At 51.7% G+C, this 16751-nt stretch carries 16 protein-coding genes; 12 read left to right on the top strand and 4 right to left on the bottom strand.

Annotated features, from left to right (window positions below; genetic code table 11):
- Nucleotides 1–36 precede the first annotated feature (36 nt).
- The 12 genes from F456_RS23520 to F456_RS0107320 all read left to right on the top strand — a co-directional run bounded on the left by F456_RS23520 (nt 37) and on the right by F456_RS0107320 (nt 11299).
- Entirely contained in the window at nt 37–1470 is a 1434-nt protein-coding gene (locus tag F456_RS23520) for a GNAT family N-acetyltransferase (RefSeq protein WP_018976370.1), read from the top strand.
- A 35-nt stretch (nt 1471–1505) separates the two neighbouring features.
- Complete coding sequence (locus tag F456_RS0107375; RefSeq protein WP_018976369.1) at nt 1506–1796, top strand: hypothetical protein; 291 nt, start codon at nt 1506–1508, stop codon at nt 1794–1796.
- 129 nt (nt 1797–1925) lie between these two features.
- Complete coding sequence (locus F456_RS0107370; RefSeq protein WP_018976368.1) at nt 1926–2552, top strand: NUDIX hydrolase; 627 nt, start codon at nt 1926–1928, stop codon at nt 2550–2552.
- A 21-nt stretch (nt 2553–2573) separates the two neighbouring features.
- Nucleotides 2574–3521, top strand: a complete 948-nt coding sequence (locus F456_RS0107365) for a phosphotransferase family protein (RefSeq protein WP_018976367.1) — start codon at nt 2574–2576, stop codon at nt 3519–3521.
- A gap of 216 nt (nt 3522–3737) precedes the next feature.
- Nucleotides 3738–4568, top strand: a complete 831-nt coding sequence (locus F456_RS22025) for a hypothetical protein (protein ID WP_018976366.1) — start codon at nt 3738–3740, stop codon at nt 4566–4568.
- Nucleotides 4569–5019: 451 nt separating this feature from the next.
- Complete coding sequence (locus tag F456_RS0107350; protein ID WP_018976364.1) at nt 5020–5472, top strand: hypothetical protein; 453 nt, start codon at nt 5020–5022, stop codon at nt 5470–5472.
- Nucleotides 5473–5791: 319 nt separating this feature from the next.
- The gene (locus F456_RS0107345) at nt 5792–6733 is read left to right on the top strand and encodes an NAD(P)/FAD-dependent oxidoreductase (RefSeq protein WP_018976363.1); all 942 of its coding nucleotides are present in this window, start codon (nt 5792–5794) and stop codon (nt 6731–6733) included.
- Between the two features lie 61 nt (nt 6734–6794).
- The gene (locus F456_RS0107340; RefSeq protein WP_018976362.1) at nt 6795–7208 is read left to right on the top strand and encodes a DUF3592 domain-containing protein; all 414 of its coding nucleotides are present in this window, start codon (nt 6795–6797) and stop codon (nt 7206–7208) included.
- A gap of 192 nt (nt 7209–7400) precedes the next feature.
- Nucleotides 7401–8576 carry an epoxide hydrolase family protein gene (locus F456_RS0107335; RefSeq protein ID WP_018976361.1) on the top strand — a complete coding sequence of 392 codons (1176 nt, stop codon included), beginning with the start codon at nt 7401–7403 and terminating at the stop codon, nt 8574–8576.
- 131 nt (nt 8577–8707) lie between these two features.
- Nucleotides 8708–9625, top strand: coding sequence for a Cof-type HAD-IIB family hydrolase (locus F456_RS0107330; protein WP_018976360.1), 918 nt, complete (start codon nt 8708–8710; stop codon nt 9623–9625).
- Nucleotides 9626–9756: 131 nt separating this feature from the next.
- Nucleotides 9757–10623 (top strand): aldo/keto reductase, encoded by an 867-nt coding sequence (locus tag F456_RS0107325; RefSeq protein ID WP_018976359.1) that lies wholly within the window; start codon nt 9757–9759, stop codon nt 10621–10623.
- Nucleotides 10586–11299 carry a pyridoxine/pyridoxamine 5'-phosphate oxidase gene (locus tag F456_RS0107320; protein WP_229675691.1) on the top strand — a complete coding sequence of 238 codons (714 nt, stop codon included), beginning with the start codon at nt 10586–10588 and terminating at the stop codon, nt 11297–11299. Before F456_RS0107325 ends, F456_RS0107320 begins: the two co-directional genes overlap by 38 nt.
- A gap of 173 nt (nt 11300–11472) precedes the next feature.
- Here the strand turns inward: F456_RS0107320 and F456_RS0107315 are convergent, their stop codons facing one another.
- Genes F456_RS0107315 through F456_RS0107300 form a run of 4 tightly spaced genes read right to left on the bottom strand, consistent with a single transcriptional unit; the run spans nt 11473 to nt 16571 of the window.
- Entirely contained in the window at nt 11473–12777 is a 1305-nt protein-coding gene (locus tag F456_RS0107315) for an MBL fold metallo-hydrolase (protein ID WP_018976357.1), read from the bottom strand.
- Nucleotides 12774–14450, bottom strand: a complete 1677-nt coding sequence (locus tag F456_RS0107310; RefSeq protein WP_018976356.1) for an ABC transporter permease — start codon at nt 14448–14450, stop codon at nt 12774–12776. Before F456_RS0107310 ends, F456_RS0107315 begins: the two co-directional genes overlap by 4 nt.
- Nucleotides 14451–14454: 4 nt before the next feature.
- Nucleotides 14455–15540 (bottom strand): ABC transporter substrate-binding protein, encoded by a 1086-nt coding sequence (locus tag F456_RS0107305; RefSeq protein WP_018976355.1) that lies wholly within the window; start codon nt 15538–15540, stop codon nt 14455–14457.
- A 20-nt stretch (nt 15541–15560) separates the two neighbouring features.
- Nucleotides 15561–16571, bottom strand: coding sequence for an ABC transporter ATP-binding protein (locus F456_RS0107300; protein ID WP_018976354.1), 1011 nt, complete (start codon nt 16569–16571; stop codon nt 15561–15563).
- Nucleotides 16572–16751: the final 180 nt, after the last annotated feature.

Genomic DNA, 16751 nt, shown 5'->3' with positions numbered 1-16751 from the left:
GTTCTGCCGCGGCGGCAGACAAGGAGGCGAAGGGAAATGAAACGACAGGAACTCCGGATCGAAAAAGAAATCGTGAAAACGGTCCGTATGGACTATCAGCTCTATATCCCTCCGTCCCATGAAGATGAAGAGACAGTGAAGGAAAAACCCCCTCTCATTTTGTATCTGCACGGAGCGGGTGGCAGCGGATCGGAACCGGACTTGGTGCGCAGGGAAGGGCTGCCCGATCACGTCGAACATGTGTCGGAATTTCCCTTTATCGTCGTAGCGCCTCAATGTCCAATCGGCGTCTTTTGGAATACGAAGGAAGACGAAGTGATCGCGATTTTGGACGAAGTGACAGAGCGTTGGAATGTTGATCCCGAGCGGGTATACTTGACCGGCTACAGCATGGGCGCTTACGGAGTCTGGCATCTTGCCGTTCATTACCCGAAGCGGTTTGCCGCGATTGCTCCCGTATCCGGCGGAGGCGATCCGTCTTATGCCCGTGATCTGCAAGAGATGCCTGCATGGATTTTTCACGGAACGGACGACGAGGTCATCCATGCCTCGGAGTCGGAGAAGATTGCGGAAGCAATGCGCAAAGTCGGAGCGGAAGTGGAATTGACCCTATACCCGGGAAGCGGACACGACTGCTGGAAAAAAGTTTATGCGAGCGAAGCGTTATACCGCTGGTTTCTGGAGCATAAAATTTCGAGCAGATCAGAAAAAATTGAACGTCACAGAACAGAGGAGGGTCAAGAGATGGGAAGCTACCCGACAAAGCAGATCGGCGCCGAAGCGTCAACCGATTCGTATGCTTACTCGCCGGAAGTTTCGGGGTCTGACGAGAATACGATCTCTGAAGCTTCTGATGCCGGTAATGCTTATGGGCTGTTGGATCAAGATGGAAGTCTGATTACCGACGGTACCGTAAGGCTTCGCATCCAACCGGTCACGGATACGGATGCCGGAGACCTGCTGGCGCTGGAGTTGAAAAATAGAGATTTCTTTCGTCAGTTTGCGGAAACGCGCGAAGAAAGCTTTTATACGCAGGAAGGTCAGGAGCGCAGAGTTCGAGGGGCGATCGACGGAGCGGCTGTGGATGAGCGTTATCTGTTTACGGTGCGGCTTCGGGAAACCGGCGAGTTGATCGGTACTGTCGATTTGACCGGTGTCAACCGAGGCAGCCTGCAGAGCGCTTGGCTCGGTTATTTTTTGGATAAGGATCACAACGGCCGAGGCTATATGACGGAATCCGTCCAGTTCATTGTACGCCATGCCTTTGAAGTATTGGTTCTTCATCGACTTGAAGCGGGCGTTATGCCCCACAATGAAGCTTCGCTCCGTGTACTGGAGAAAGCCGGTTTCCAGCGTGAAGGATTGGCACGGCAAAATGTCAAGATCGATGGCCGCTGGCAGGATCATGTTTCTCTGGGCATTGTGAATCCCAAAGATATGGAGTCTGATCAGCATACAGATCACGTGTAAAATAAGCACAGAGACAGAAATAAGGGGGATGCAGCATGATGATCACCGACAGCGCCAAAGCATTTATCGAACAAGAAATGAAAAAGACAGGAATTTCGTCGCTGCGTGTACTTTCCAGTGGGCAGAGCTGCAGCTGCTGCGGACCGGGCTTTCTCGTCAAACTCGGAGCTGCAGAGTTGAACGACCGCAGATGCACAGTAAACGGCCTTGAAGTCGTTTATGAGCCGCATGCTGTAAGTTTCGTAGAATCGGTTACATTGGACCTGCTTGTCGACGAGCGGGGAACGGGCCTGGTTATGCAGAGCGAGGATCGCTGTACGCTGTAGAAACTGTAAGACTGCAGCAGAAGGAGTATTAGCTATTAGCAGACTGCATATCAAGAGTAGAGAAGAGAATAGAGCGGATTAAATTCGATGTGCAGTTGGTCTGCGCGCGAAAGGGGAAGGACAGCGTCTATGTCGGTTACGGAAATACTGGATGTATTCAACGATAAACATGAACATACCGGAACGGCCTCTCGCAGCGAAGTACATCGGCAGGGATTGTGGCACCAAGTCTTTCACTGCTGGGTCGTAAGCGGTTCCCGGGAAGAGGGTTGGAAGCTGCTGTTTCAGCTGCGGCATCCGGACAAGGAGACGTTTCCCGATAAGCTGGATACGTCGAGCGCCGGTCATCTGCTCGCCGGGGAAGGACCCCGGGAAGGGATGCGGGAACTCGAAGAGGAACTTGGGCTGGCTGTCCGATACGAGGATCTGGTTTACTGCGGACTGCATCAGGAAGAATATCGAATTTCCGAGAATTATATGGACCGCGAATTCACGCATGTGTATCTGTATCGATGCGAGCAGCCATTGGAAATTTATCGTGTACAGCATATCGAGGTATCCGGATTATTCCGAATTGACGCGGAACAATTTCGCGAACTGGTGAGCGGAGATCGTGACAGAATCGAAGCTGAAGGCGTAACTTACGACAAGCATCTTCAAGCTGTGCAGGAACGCCGTGTACTCACGATGAACGATTTTACGGATAATACGGCTGAGTATTATGCGCTGCTGTTCGACAAGTTGGCAGAGCTGTAAGGAGAAAGGAAGTTTGTCGCAATGAGCAATCCGTTTGCCCGGCGTCTTCAGGAAGTTTATCCAGAGATGCTGATTACTGACGTGCAGACCGAAAGGTCTGCACAGCATTACATCGTCTTTACGGTGAACTATTCGCTCGTTTTCCGTTTTGCACGGGACAAGGCTGGCGCTAAAGCGCTGCAGGTTGAAGCTCGGGAGCTGCTGCCGGCGATCTCGCAAGCGGTACATATACGAATTCCGGTCGTAATGATGGAATCGCTTGAACATCTTGAACCTGGATTTGCTTTCATAGGTTATAAGCGAATCGAGGGAGAACCGTTATGGCCCAATACGCTTGAAGCGTTGGCCGGTACGGAAGCAGAAGAGCGTGCTGCAGCAGCAATTGCCGGATTTTTACGCGAACTCCATACAGTAAGGCTTCCTCAAGATGCGCCGGAAAGTGAAGATGGAGATGATAGGGATGCAGATAACTGCGAAGAGCCTTATGGGACTGGAAATAGAAATGACGCTGCGCACCTTCCTGCAAAAAGGCTGAGGAAAAGGGTGCATCAAGAGCTGTTTCCGCTTATGAATGAAAACAAGCAAAAGTTCGCAGAAAAGGATCTTGCGGCGTTGGTTGAGCTTACGGAAGCAGAGCCAACGGATCGCACACTAATTCACGGAGCGTTCGGCCCGGCACATATTATATGGGATGATGAGAATGAAGAAATTGCCGGTGTCATCGGGTTCGGTTCGACTCGGGCAGGCGATCCGGCGATCGACCTGGCTGGTGTTCTGATCGGATACGGTCCGGGCTTTTTTGCCAAAGTTCTGACCCTCTACGGAATAAACGATGAATTGGAGCAGCGCAGCCGTCTCTATGCGTGTTTGATGCCGCTGCGCGAAGCACTGCATGGTTTGGATGAAGGAGACGACGAAATACTGGCCTATGGCCTTGAGATGTATGCGGAGGAAAGAACCGGACAGTGAAAGAAAGACTGCAAAATCCCGATAAGGCATGAAGAAAACTTACTTGGTCTCAGCGAAACTTTTTGTCCCCCATTCCCATAAACTTAACGCTTCCTTCAACCCGCCTTAACATTCACCGAACATTTTACCCGCAAAATAGGAGTATGGGAAAAATGAATCCGCATTCCGTAGGAAATATTCGATGCGGATGCAGTAAAATGTTAAGGAGTTGAGAAGATGAGCGAGTCGGCGGCGCATGAATGGGAAGGGTTTGACGGCATGACAAAAAGCGCCGGTGAAGAAGATCGCATGCTGTGCGAGCGTTATGCACCTTATTTAATGTTCGATCTGCGCGAACCTTTCCTGCCTAATTTGGTCGGATTTACACGTCTGGAGGCGGCCGGAGAATCCCCTTCGTTTTCGAGATCTTTTGAAGATGCCGACCCGCGTACCGACTTTATTCTGGAGTATGCGATCTGGTGGGACTACGAGATCGGTCATATCCACCAATTGGAGCAGATCTGGATTTATGTAGGACCGAATGGAGAAGTGCTTGACTGTGAAGTCACCTTCCATGGAAGAATATTAAAGGGATTACTTAAGAATCGGAGCAACCTTAGCGACGGCACTCATGTGCGCTTGTTTGCACAGCCCGGCAAGCATGCGCTGTCGCCGATGCCCGAGCTGTTTGAGCTTCTGCCCGATCTTTATCTCGCAGCCGGTCCCAGAGCCGGTCTGGACGGCCTCTACGCGGGAGGAGAGGTCGCCTGCCTCCTGCCCGCTGGAGAGGAAGTGGACGAGATTCACTGTCGGGTGCGGCGGTATCTGCGTTCATTTGCCTTCAAGCCGGCGCTGGAGTACATTGAGTGCCGCCTGCTGCCTGAGCAGTTCATGCCATGGCGGGAACTTCGTGAAGCGATTCCGCTGCGCCTTGCCGACCGCCTGCTGGAACTGGAGTTGATCTTTGCCCGGGACGGATTCCGAAAAGCGGGAGAGACGCCGTCGGAGCGGAGAGCACGGCGCAGCCGCGAAGCAGATGCCGAAACCGAGCGTGAAGAAGCACATTGATAAAGAAGCACACGGATGAAGAAGCACATTGATTGATAGAAACAAACCAACGGTCCTTCAATTGGAAGGGCCGTTTTATTTGATTGCGCGGATTATTTTTTAGAAAAACCAATTCTGGAAAACTAAACCTATGCCCGCAGCGTTGATAGAAGACAGGCATGATTTCTGAATTGGGAGGGGTTATATTGTCCGCTAGAAAAACGTGGTTGATGCTCAAAATCATTTTTGCCGCAGGAGTATTCGTACTTGCAGGATACAGCTTGATTACGAAAGATTTTTCGAAGTCGAGTCTCATGATGTTATGTCTGGGGTTCATGATGATTGCAACAGGATTTGAAGGCCGTGGGAAACAGCACAAAGCTTTCTTTCCCATATTCTTGCTTATTGGATCTTTCATATTATTTGTAAGTTTGTACACTTGGATCGTCTAGATGAGAGGAGTACACAACAAATGAAAAAGTGCCGTTCAGAAAAGATTTTCGGCGTGTTGATTTTATTTGCCCTTATACTTGCGATAAGCGGATGCGGGCAAGCAAGTGTACCTCCAAAAGCAGCAGCCGAGACATTGAGCGGTGAGCGAATGGAGATGGTGCAGGGCAGTTATCACTGGAAAGGAAATGAGGTTGAAAGAGATACGCCTCCCGAGCTGATTCGCATGGAGGACGTTCTGGCCTTTCCGCCTACGGGCGGGATTCGGCTTGAATTTGAGGGAGAGGAGCCATTTGAAGTATCGGCGGAGCTCTGGGATATGGAAAATCCGCAGGGGGCTGCCATACCCGTTGGAAACGGAACAGCCATTACACTGCCGAAAACGCCGGGATATTATGCTTTGAATGTGAGGGCGGTATGGCAGAATAAAGATTATGCCACTTATGCACTCTCGATCGAGATTGAAGAGCCATAAAAGACATTTTCACCACAGTATTGAATAACAATAAAATTAAATTTCATCATATGAAAAATTCACAATAATAAAACAAAAATACAGAAAAAGAGCCAAAATAACAAAACCAAACTCAAAAAACAATACAAATGTTCAGCAAAAACAAACAAATAAACGTTGACAGATTGCAATGATTACGAATATTATAGATACATGTAGTCTCTGATGTAAATGCAGCAGCAAATTCAGATCGGTTTCAATAACCGGATAAGAAAGCTGCTTTTCTTTTGCTTTAATCAGAGATATAAAATGTCTATAATAGACTTTAAGGAGCGTGAATATGATTTCGACTGCTTCAGTTCCATTCCCCAATCGTACTGACGTTATTATTATCGGAGGCGGTCCAGCCGGAATGAGCGCGGCACTCGTCTTGGGAAGAGCACGGCGCAGTGTACTGCTTATTGACGAGGCTCTGCCGCGTAACCGGGTTACGCGCGAATCACACGGTTTTCTTACACGCGACGGCATTGAGCCATTCGAACTTCGCAGAATTGCGCGCGAACAGATTGCGGCTTATCCATCGGTTCAATTTGTTCAAGGTGCCGTTTTAAAAGCCGAAGGAAGTGACGGAGATTTTCAGATTACGACTGCTGAAGGAGAAATCTATCTGTGCCGTAAGCTGCTGTTCGCAGTCGGGATGAAGGACCTACCGATGAACATCGAAGGGTTGGAAAGCGTTTATGGAAAAAGCGCTTATGTCTGTCCCTATTGCGATGGATGGGAAATGCAGGATCGTGCGATCGCCATTATTGCGGAAGGAAAGCATGCGCTGCATTTGGTCCGTACGGTTGCCGGTTGGACAGATGATCTTGCCCTATTCAGCAGCGGTGATACTCTTTCCGACGAGGAAAAGGAAGAACTTCGGATTAGAAATATCCCCTTATATGAGAGTCCCGTTCGACAAATTTTCTCTGAAGAAGGCGAGACAAAAGCTATACGGCTCGAGGATGGAACGGAAATTGCCAGAAGCGCGATCTTTTTTGCTCCACATCTTGCACCTGGTTCCGATGTTCCGGCTGTGCTCGGCTGTGAAGCGATGGAATCGGGGGCGATGATTGTCGACGAAATGGGCCATTCCAGCGTCGCAGGAGTTTTCGGAGCGGGCGACGGCGCTTCGCAAAAGTATCAACTTTCCCTCGCTGTGGCTGCCGGCTCGATGGCCGGCGTTGGCATCAATGTAGAACTGTTGGAATCCGATTGGCAGCAGAAAATTCATATTTGATTGAACACCGCTCCTCCGAGGTAAATAACCGAGTAGACTACAAGGCGGAGGAGGAAGGCCGTTGAACGGATCGGGCAGCGAAATGATTTTCTGGATACTCGGGGCGGCATTTATTATGTTCGGTGTTTACTCCGGCATCCGGCAGCGTAAGCTTGCACAGAGCGAACATACCGTACAAGGAGAAATCATCCGATACGAAGAAATGCCGGATGCAGGGATCGAAAGAGGGAGTACCGGTATCAAGTACCATCCGGTCGTACGTTTCCAGACCCATTCCGGTACGGTCGAACATATGGCAAGAACCGGAAACACGATGCGTCCGCCTGAGGTCGGTACAAAAGTCGAAGTTCATTACGACCCCAATGATCCTGCGGCTTTTGAAATGCTGGGCGGAGATGAAGCGGTGCGCAGACAGAATGTTCCGATCGTACTGGGCGTTGTTTTTTTGGCGATCGGCTTTGCTTTGCTCTTCTGAAGGTGCCCCTTAGGGTGCCTTTTTTTGTGTTTATGTTACTCAGCCATTCAGTTTACATAACATTAACTGTGTAAATAAAAAAGGCGTACCAGCCAAAATATCTTTACCAATCATTAAGCAATTGTGTATCGGGTAAGAATGAAGGGAGGAGAAGATGAAAGGCGCTCTAAAGACGAACAGGAGGGAAAACGTATGAAAAACGCAGATCCGATCGTACAGCCTTTTCGCATCGACATACCCGAAGCTGATCTCGACGACTTGAAAGATCGCCTCGCGCGCACCCGCTGGCCGGAGGAGGCTCCGGGAGACAGCTGGAACTATGGCGTTCCGCTGTCCTACATGAAAGAACTGGCCGAATACTGGCGGACGGAATACGACTGGCGTATACATGAATCCAAACTGAACGAGTATCCTCAGTTTAAAACGGAGATTGGGGGAGAAAGCGTACACTTCCTGCATGTCCAATCGCCCGAGCCTGATGCGCTGCCGCTGCTGCTTATCCATGGCTGGCCGGGATCGATCGTCGAATTTCTGGATATGATTGGACCGCTGACGCGTCCCCGCGATTATGGACGTGAAGCTTCGGATGCATTCCACCTCGTTATTCCTTCTCTTCCGGGATACGGTTTCTCGGGACCGACCTCACAGTCCGGCATGGATTACAAGCGAATCGCCGGCATGTTCGTTACCCTGATGAAAAGGCTGGGCTATAATCGTTACGGAACGCAGGGCGGAGATTGGGGTTCCTTTATCTCACTGGAGATTGGTCATAAAGATCCGGAATCCGTTGTTGGTGTCCATGTGAACATGCTGGTGACTCCTCCACCGGAAGACCCTAAGAAACTCGCCAAGCTGAAGCCCAAAGACCGCGAGACACTGGAGAAAATCAAGCACTATGCCAAGGAGCAGTCCGGTTACTCCGTTCAGCAGGGAACACGGCCGCAGACGCTCTCTTACGCGCTGACAGACTCTCCTTCCGGACAGCTATCCTGGATTATCGAGAAGTTTTACGAATGGACGGACATAGAAGGGCTTCCGGAAGAAAAAATTTCCCGGGACCGTTTGCTGACCAACATCACGATCTACTGGCTGACGGCCACCGCGGGATCGTCGGCCCGTTTATATTACGAAACGATGCATATGGACGGTTCTCCGCTTCCTGACGAGACATTTGCGGACCCAGGGCCTCCGCTTGGCGTCGCCGTTTTTCCAAAAGACGTCTCTTATCCGATCCGTGCTTTGGCGGAAGACCGTTACAATGTCCAACATTGGACAGAATTCGAACAAGGGGGACACTTTGCAGCCATGGAACAGCCGGAACTGCTGACGAGGGACATTCTCGAATTTTTCCGAAAAATACGTGGGTAGATAGAAGCAAGATGGTCCGCAAAAATATCAAGAAACCGGGCTTGACGTGAAACGCGTTCCAGACTGTACGGTGGAAATGCAGGATCGAAAGTGTGTATGATCCGATCTTTTAACCAGGAGGTTTCACAACCATGAACGCATCTTCCAAGTTGGTTTTCATTGATATTGACGGTACGCTTGTTGCCGATGACGGACGTGTTCCGGAATCTGCTATTCGCGCCTGCCAGCAGGCACGTGCAAACGGACATTTGCTCTACTTGTGTACTGGACGCTCCAAACCGGAAATCTACGACGTCATCTGGGAAATCGGATTTGACGGTCTGATCGGTGCAGGCGGCGGGTATGTGGAATGCGGAACGAATACACTGTATCACAAGCAGGTTGCTCCGGAAGATGTGCGGCATATGGTCGACTTTTTCGAAGAAAACGGGATCGACTTCTATCTGGAATCGAATGACGGTTTGTATGCAAGCCGTCATCTGCGGGAACATTTGATTCGGCTCATTTACGGGGATGTGAATAGTGATCCTGATGTACGTGAGCGGATGGAAGCGTCTCCTCACCCATTCCTTGATGCCTTGACTTACGGGGAACAGGATCTGTACAAGAGCGACGTCAACAAAGTCTGCTTCCTGGAGGGTTCTCTGCCATTTGAACGAATTAAGGCTGAGTTTACCGGCAAATTCGAAGTGCTTCAATGCACCGTTCCGATGTTCGGACAAAACAGCGGAGAACTCGCCGTGCCCGGCGTTCACAAAGCGGTCGCGATCGCCGATGTGCTGGTCCACTTGGGACGCTCGGTGACCGACACAGTAGCGATCGGCGACGGACTCAACGATCTGGAGATGCTGCAGTACTGTGCAGTAGGAATTGCAATGGGCAATGCACGGGAAGAATTGAAGGCAGTTGCGGATCATGTGACCGGTACGCTCGAAGAAGACGGACTGTACCACAGTTTCGTGAAAGTCGGCCTGATCGAAGAGGAAAATCTTGAGTCTGCGAAAAAAGTCTCTGCATCTGGATATGCGGAAGGCGCAACCTTCGTCTAACAAGAAAAAGAACAAGAATGGTAAAAGGAAAATGGCATGCCGCCTATGATGTCGGATTGCTGTAAGCTTGCCGCGGGTAATGAGTGGAGGACTTTGCAATTCAAGTTTTTCATTCGAGAGGAGCGATCCCAATGACTGCATCAAACATTACAGCTGCCGATTCCGGCACATTTACAATTGGCGGAGACATGACGGTTAATCGGCTGGGCTACGGCACTATGCAGCTGACCGGACCCGGAGTTTGGGGAGACCCAAAAGATCCGGAAGAAGCGGTTCGGGTGCTGAAGCGCTCGGCGGAACTTGGTGTCAACTTTATCGATACGGCAGATTCATACGGCCCGGCGGTAGCCGAGCCCCTGATCCGCAAGGCGCTGCATCCGTATTCGGACGATATGGTTATCGCAACCAAAGCAGGACTAACCCGTTCGGGTCCCAACGATTGGCGTCCGGTAGGACGTCCGGAGTATTTGCGTCAGCAGGCTGAGATGAGTTTGCGTTTCCTTGGCGTAGAACGGATTGATCTGTTCCAACTGCACCGGATCGATCCTAAAGTACCGTTGGCCGAACAGCTGGGCGAACTTGAGCTGCTGCGCAAAGAAGGCAAAATCCGACATATCGGACTAAGTGAAGTAAGCGTGGAGGAACTGCGCGAAGCACGCGAAATTACGGAGATCGTATCGGTTCAGAATCTGTACAATCTCTCTAACCGCAAAGCGGAAGATGTCTTGGAGGAAGCGGAAGCAGGCGGAATCGCCTTTATTCCATGGTTCCCGCTTGCAACCGGCGAGCTGGCTCGCGAAGGCGGACCGCTCGACGATATCGCCAAACGTCTGAATGCGAAGCCTGCGCAGATCGCACTTGCTTGGCTGCTGCGCCGTTCACCGGTTATGCTGCCGATTCCGGGTACTTCAAGTGTGTCCCACTTGGAAGACAATATTGCCGCGGCAGGACTGCAGCTGAGTGACGAGGATTACGACACACTCAGCAACCTGGCTTAAGCCCATGTCTGCAGATCAGTCTGATAACCGCAATCCGTTATTTCGAGGATTGAAGGCGCTCGAAGGAACGTTTGCCGCATTTGATACATCCAAGATTCCTCAGAGACCGGGGGAACTGTTTCTGGAGTGGATGGCGCTGGCACTTCAAGAAAACGTTACAGAGCCTCATGCGGTGACCCTGTCTACGGTCGACAGTGAAGGACGTCCGGATGCAAGAGTGCTGGTTCTCAAAGACGTCCACGGTGAAACGTTCTATTTTGCCTCTGGGATGGAAAGCCGTAAAGGGCAGCAGCTGCAGCACAATTCCCACGCGGCACTGACCTTCTACTGGCCTTCCCTCGGCAGACAGATTCGGCTTCGGGGAACCGTATCCGATACAGGAGCGGAAGAAGGGGCGGAAGACCTTCGGCGGCGTCCTGACGAAGCCCGTGCGATTGCCATGACCGGCCGGCAGAGCGCGCCGCTCGATAACGAACGACAGCTGGAGCAGGCGCTTGCTGAATATCGGGAACAGCTGGTTCGGGATCCCGAAGCCGTGTCGCCGTATTGGCGGCTGTATGCGATGCAGATCTTCGAAGCCGAATTCTGGCAGGCACATTCCGGGCGCAAGCATACACGGTTGCAGTACCGATTGGATGAAGACGGACAATGGGAATCAGGTCTGCTCTGGCCTTAGAAGCCTTTTCAACAAAGAAGAGAAATCGTCACGAATCCGGAAAACAAGAAACAATGAGCGTTAAAATGCACGTTCAAAAGAAAACAGCCCGCAGACCTCAAAATGGTCTGCGGGCTGTTTTTATGATTCAGCTGTTAGTCATCCGGTTTTTTAAATCGAAAAGTCCATTGTTGTTAAATAGAAAGTCCCATGCCCGGCCGGAGAACGAAGAGTTCCGAAAAGCATGCACCGTTCTCAATCGCCTTTAGGCCGGCAGAAGCAGACGGTTCCGGTGCATGTACAAGCATAACTTTGTCGGCTGGAGACTCTCTCAACATAAGGCGGACGTCATCAGCTCCCTGATGCACTTTATAGCACAGATTCAGTACCCGGCACCGGGTATTCGGCTGTCTGTCTTTCACTAGACGATGGGCGAAAGTCCCCTTGTATACATGACCGGTCAGCAGGATCAGATTATCAGGTTCTCCGGCTAGTTGATCCAAATACCAGCGTGAAGCCGGCGACTCCAGCATCCCGTCGTTGGAAAGGATCAGACAGGGACCTGTCTGATCCAGTGCCTGCCGCCGCTGTTCTTTGGTCTCTGTGATCAGAACGCGATCTGAATGAAGATCAAGCGTGCGGGCGATTCGTTCCGCGGCACCCGGCTGAAGCCAGGTCGGATCTTTGAGCAGATTCTCCAGACCTGTCCAGATGCTGCGTTCCACGATAACCGGATAGTCGGGAAATCGTTCGCAGACCCAGACCAGCAGATCCTGACTTCGTCCGAATGCCGGCAGCGGCATAAGCACTCGGCCGCCGTTATCCAGGGAAGCCGAAGCTGCCTGGTATAGGGATTCGATCTTCACACTTTGCGGTTCAGTATCCGGTCCATAAGCATTATCCAAGATAGCGAGATCGTCCGGCCGCACCATTTCGCCAGATATTCCGGGAAGATCGGCGGCCAACAGCTCGGACTCCCGACTATAATCGCCGGAGAAGAAGATTCGCTTTCCTTCAAGCTCCACTTTTAGCCAGACAGATCCGGCTAGATGTCCGCTGCGGCCCCATTGAACACGTATCGGATCTTCCGGAAGCTCAAACCATTCCAGCGGCTGTGCATAATCTTCGAGATATCGAAATGTCATCTTCTCAATATCCGCTTCCTCATAAGGCAGATGTCCGCCGCGGGACTCAACAAACTTCCGCCAGCTGCGGAAACCGGCTTCAAGCTGGTAAGCAGTCGCCCGGGTCGTCCAGATCACCCCGACATAGCCGTGTTTGTAGAGCAGAGGCAGCGCCATGGCATGATCCTCGTGCGCATGAGACAGAAATACGGTCGTCAACTTCGGAATTTCTCTCATATTCAGCAGCGGATACTGCCCGTTTTCGTCTTTTTTGATGCCGCAATCCAGCAGGATGCGGCGGGTGGCTCCGGCGATCCGATAGCAGGAACGACCGTGCTCACCAGAGCCACCCCATACCTGCACATTCATCATCATCTATTCCACTTTCTTCTCGAGCCAAGGCTCTCCATAGTAATTAAGATCAGGGTTGTAAATCCGACGGATACGACGGCCATAGCCATACCCAATGAAACTTCGCCTTGTTCGAACTGGGCGAAAATGAAGGTCGCCGACGTCTGCACCGAAGGCGGAAGGATCAGCAGGGAAGCGACCAATTCCCGTGCCGAGATCGTAAAGGTCATCATCCATCCGGCCAGCATACCGGGGAGAATCAACGGAAGAGTAATCCGCCGCAGCAGATAAGCGGGGCGTCCGCCGAATACCTGGCCCGCCTGCATGAGAGAGCCGTCGATTTGCCCGGCTGCACTTTTCACATACTGTACCGTATAAGGCAGAAAGAGAACGACATAAGTCAGCACAACCATTCCGTAGGTGTTATACAGCGGAATCGGCATCCAAGGCGAATTCCACAGCAGGATTAGACCCACAACCATGACGATGCCTGGCACCGTATTGGGCATAAGACTGATCAGATCGACCATACGCTGAGATGCGGTCTGCGACCGGCGAATCAGCAGCGCGCACCAGGTGCCGAGCACGACCGCAATGGTAGAAGCGGCAAGCGACAACCAGATACTGCTCATCAGCGCTTTCATACCGGGATTGCCCCAGCGCAGCAGTTCCCGATAAGCATCCAGCGTCAGGTTATTCCAAGAAAGCCCCACTCCGCGCAGCTTCATCGTCGAAGCCGCGATAATCGAGAAATACGGAATGCCGATCGAGAAGAGAAGAAGCAGGAATACAAACAGGATGCTTACCCAGAGTATAGGCCCGCCGCTGCGCAGAGAAGAACGTCTCGAACCTTTGCCGCCTACAAGACTGTAAGTGAATCGTCGGCTCAGTACGGACTGGACATACCACATGAGCAGACAAGCGGTCAGAAGCAGGGAAGAGAGCGATGTGGCTGTGCCGAAGCTGATCGGCCAACTGGAGATATACCGGTGAATCTCCGAAGTCATGACGTCATAGCCGATTTTTCTGCCGAAAGTTGCCGGTGTACCGAATTCCGCAATCGTTTTGACAAAGACCAGCATGGCGCCCATTCCGAAGGAAGAGAGCAGCAGCGGAACGATAATGCGGCGAAACCGGTAGAAAGGAGTCGCCCCCATAACCGCCCCCGCTTCTTCCAGACTGCCTCCGATCCGTTCCAGTGCACCGCGCAGCAGCAAATACAGAAACGGAAACAGATGCAGACTCATAATCGTGACCATACCCATGAAGCTGAAGAAAGCTGGAGTCAAGTTGGATAGACCGGGAATCAGCTGCGACAGATAGCCGTTTTTCTGCATAAACAGAATCCAGCCCATGGAGCCGATATAAGGCGGTGTCATAAACGGAATCAGCAGAACGATATCAAGCCAGCGTTTGCGGCCAATCGCCGTATTGGCCATAATCCATGCCAGTGGCAGAGCAAGCAGTGTGGTGCCCAGAATGACGCAGAGACCAAGCCATACCGTATTTAGCATCACTCTGGCTGAATCGGAGTCCGCAATCGTACGGAAGGGAGCTGCCCATTGCAGCTCCCCGTCCCGGTATACGCTTTGGATAAAGATTTCGGCAAGCGGGACTACGATCAGTCCACCCAGCACAAGCAGGGCCAGAAGGACCGACAGTCCGCGAATTGGTTTAAGGGAGAAAGAGTTGAACATACGCTTATTTGAACAGCTTCAGGAAACGTTCCGTAACTTCAGCGCCGTTTTCGCTCATCCAGTTCCAGTCCGCTTTCAATTGAGGGATCTCGTCCAGGTTGGCGCGGTTGTCGGCTTTGATGTCTGTACGTCCCGGCATCAGGTAAGCATTGGTAACCATTTTCTGCGCTTCGTCGGACAGCAGATAGTCGATGAACGCTTTGGCGTTTTCTTTGTGCTGAGTCGATTTCAAAATAGCGGCCGGTCTTGGGCTGATGATCGTGCCTTCGCTTGGATACACAATATCGATCGGTTCTCCTTTGGCTTTGGCGCTGTAAGTCATATAGTCGACAGCCGAAGCGACGATGCCTTTTGCTCCGGTAATAACCGGATCAAGCGCTTCTTTGTTGGCGCCTGCCAGAACAGCTCCGTTATCTTTATAGCTTTGGAACAGATCCCATCCACTGTCGCCATTCGCGTTCAGGTATCCGGTCATAAAGTCGAGTGCGGAGCCCGACAGCGAAGGGTCCGGAATATTGACCTGATCTTTGTATTCCGGCTTGCTCAGATCGGCCCAAGAAGTCGGCGGTGTGCTGATCAGACTTGTATTGTAGGCGATACCGAGGGCAGAAGCGCTGGAACTGAAGTAATTGCCTTCCGCATCCGACCAGTCGGCATTCAGCTTATCGGCATTTTTCGCTTCCGGATAAGCCAGGGTCAAGCCGTCATCTTTCAGCCCTTGTGCGGCAGGGAGAGAAGCCAGAATAACGACATCCGCTGCCGGATTGGATTTCTCGGCTTCCAACCGTGCGAGGATTTTACCGGTCGTTCCCTGGAACATGTCGACCTGAACACCGGACTCTGCTTGGTAACCTTCGATCAGCTTGTTGGCCAGTCCTTCCGGTCCGGCTGTATAAACGACAAGCTTGTTGTCCGCCGGCTGAGATTGTTCCGTTTTTGTGCTGTCGGAAGCGGAAGAAGGATCGGCCGCTGCCGTATTCGAATTACCGGCGTTTCCGCAGCCAGTTAAAGCCATGCCAAAAGCAAGAGCCAGTGCGAGCGGTGCGTCTTTAGCGAATTTAGAAGGTTTAACGAATTTCGGATTCCACATTGTAATTTTCCCCCATTAATTTAAAGTTGGCCTTGCAGTTTCATGGAACGGATTTGGCTTTCCGGTAAGTACACAATCATCCGGTTACCCGGAGGAATGCGGTTGGCAGAATAGGCGGTCCAGCGTTCCTGCTGGCCGTTTGCCTGCAGATGTACTTCGTAGCGGTCTCCCATATAGCTGGACTGCAGCACTTCGACTTCAAAAGCTTGGCATTTCGAGCCGTTCATCGGCTCCCAACGCAGATGTTCCGGACGGAACATGATGGCTTCTTCGGATCTCTCCGAATCTCCTGAAGGTCTCAACCAGTTGGATCGTCCGATAAAACGGGCGACGAACGGATCGGCGGGCCGACTGTAGATTTCTTCCGGTGTTCCCGTCTGGAGCACACGTCCAGTCTGCATCACGACAATCTCGTCGGACATGGACATGGCTTCGGTCTGATCGTGTGTGACATAAAGAGCGGTCAGACCCAGATCCCGGACGAGCGAAAGCATCTCGACCCGCATCTCTTCTCGCAGTGAAGCATCCAGGGCGCTGAGCGGTTCGTCGAACAGCACAAGACGGGGCTGTACCGCAACGGCGCGGGCAAAAGCCACTCGCTGCTGCTGGCCTCCGGACAGCTGATGCGGATGACGCTCGGCCATCGGCGCAAGCTGGACTTTATCCAGCGCCTTCATGACCGTTTCCCGCAGATCGCGGGTCTGGCGCGCCGTGCGCAGACCGAACGCGACATTTTCGAACACCGTCATATGCGGCCACAGCGCAAAATCCTGGAAGACCATACCGAAGCCCCGCTTATGTGCCGGAGTATCTCGTTTGCGGCCTGCGTCATAGAGCGTATCGCTGCCGATAGAGATCGTGCCTTTGTCCGGCGTTTCAAGCCCTGCGATCATACGCAGCAGCGTCGTTTTGCCGCAGCCCGAAGGACCAAGCAGTGTCGTAAAAGTTCCCGAGCGAACGGTAAGATCGGTAGGATGAAGAGCCGTTGTTTGGCCGAACGTTTTCGTTAATCCTTGAATGTGTAAGTCCATTTGGATATCCTTCCTTGCTTCAGTTAACTGGTCAGCGGTCTCTCGCTCACAAACTCAGTCTAACGCTCTTGTTCAAAGCCCATGTCAGTACAATGTCAAAACAAAATTAATTTTTCCAATGAATACTGTTAACATTCATAGATTTTACTGATAGTGGAGTGTACATATAGAGGAAAAATA

It is taken from the genome of Saccharibacillus kuerlensis DSM 22868, from assembly GCF_000378145.1.
Taxonomy (GTDB): domain Bacteria; phylum Bacillota; class Bacilli; order Paenibacillales; family Paenibacillaceae; genus Saccharibacillus; species Saccharibacillus kuerlensis.
The sequence above is the reverse complement of the archived record's forward strand: the minus strand, read 5'-3'. Positions and strand labels throughout refer to the sequence as shown.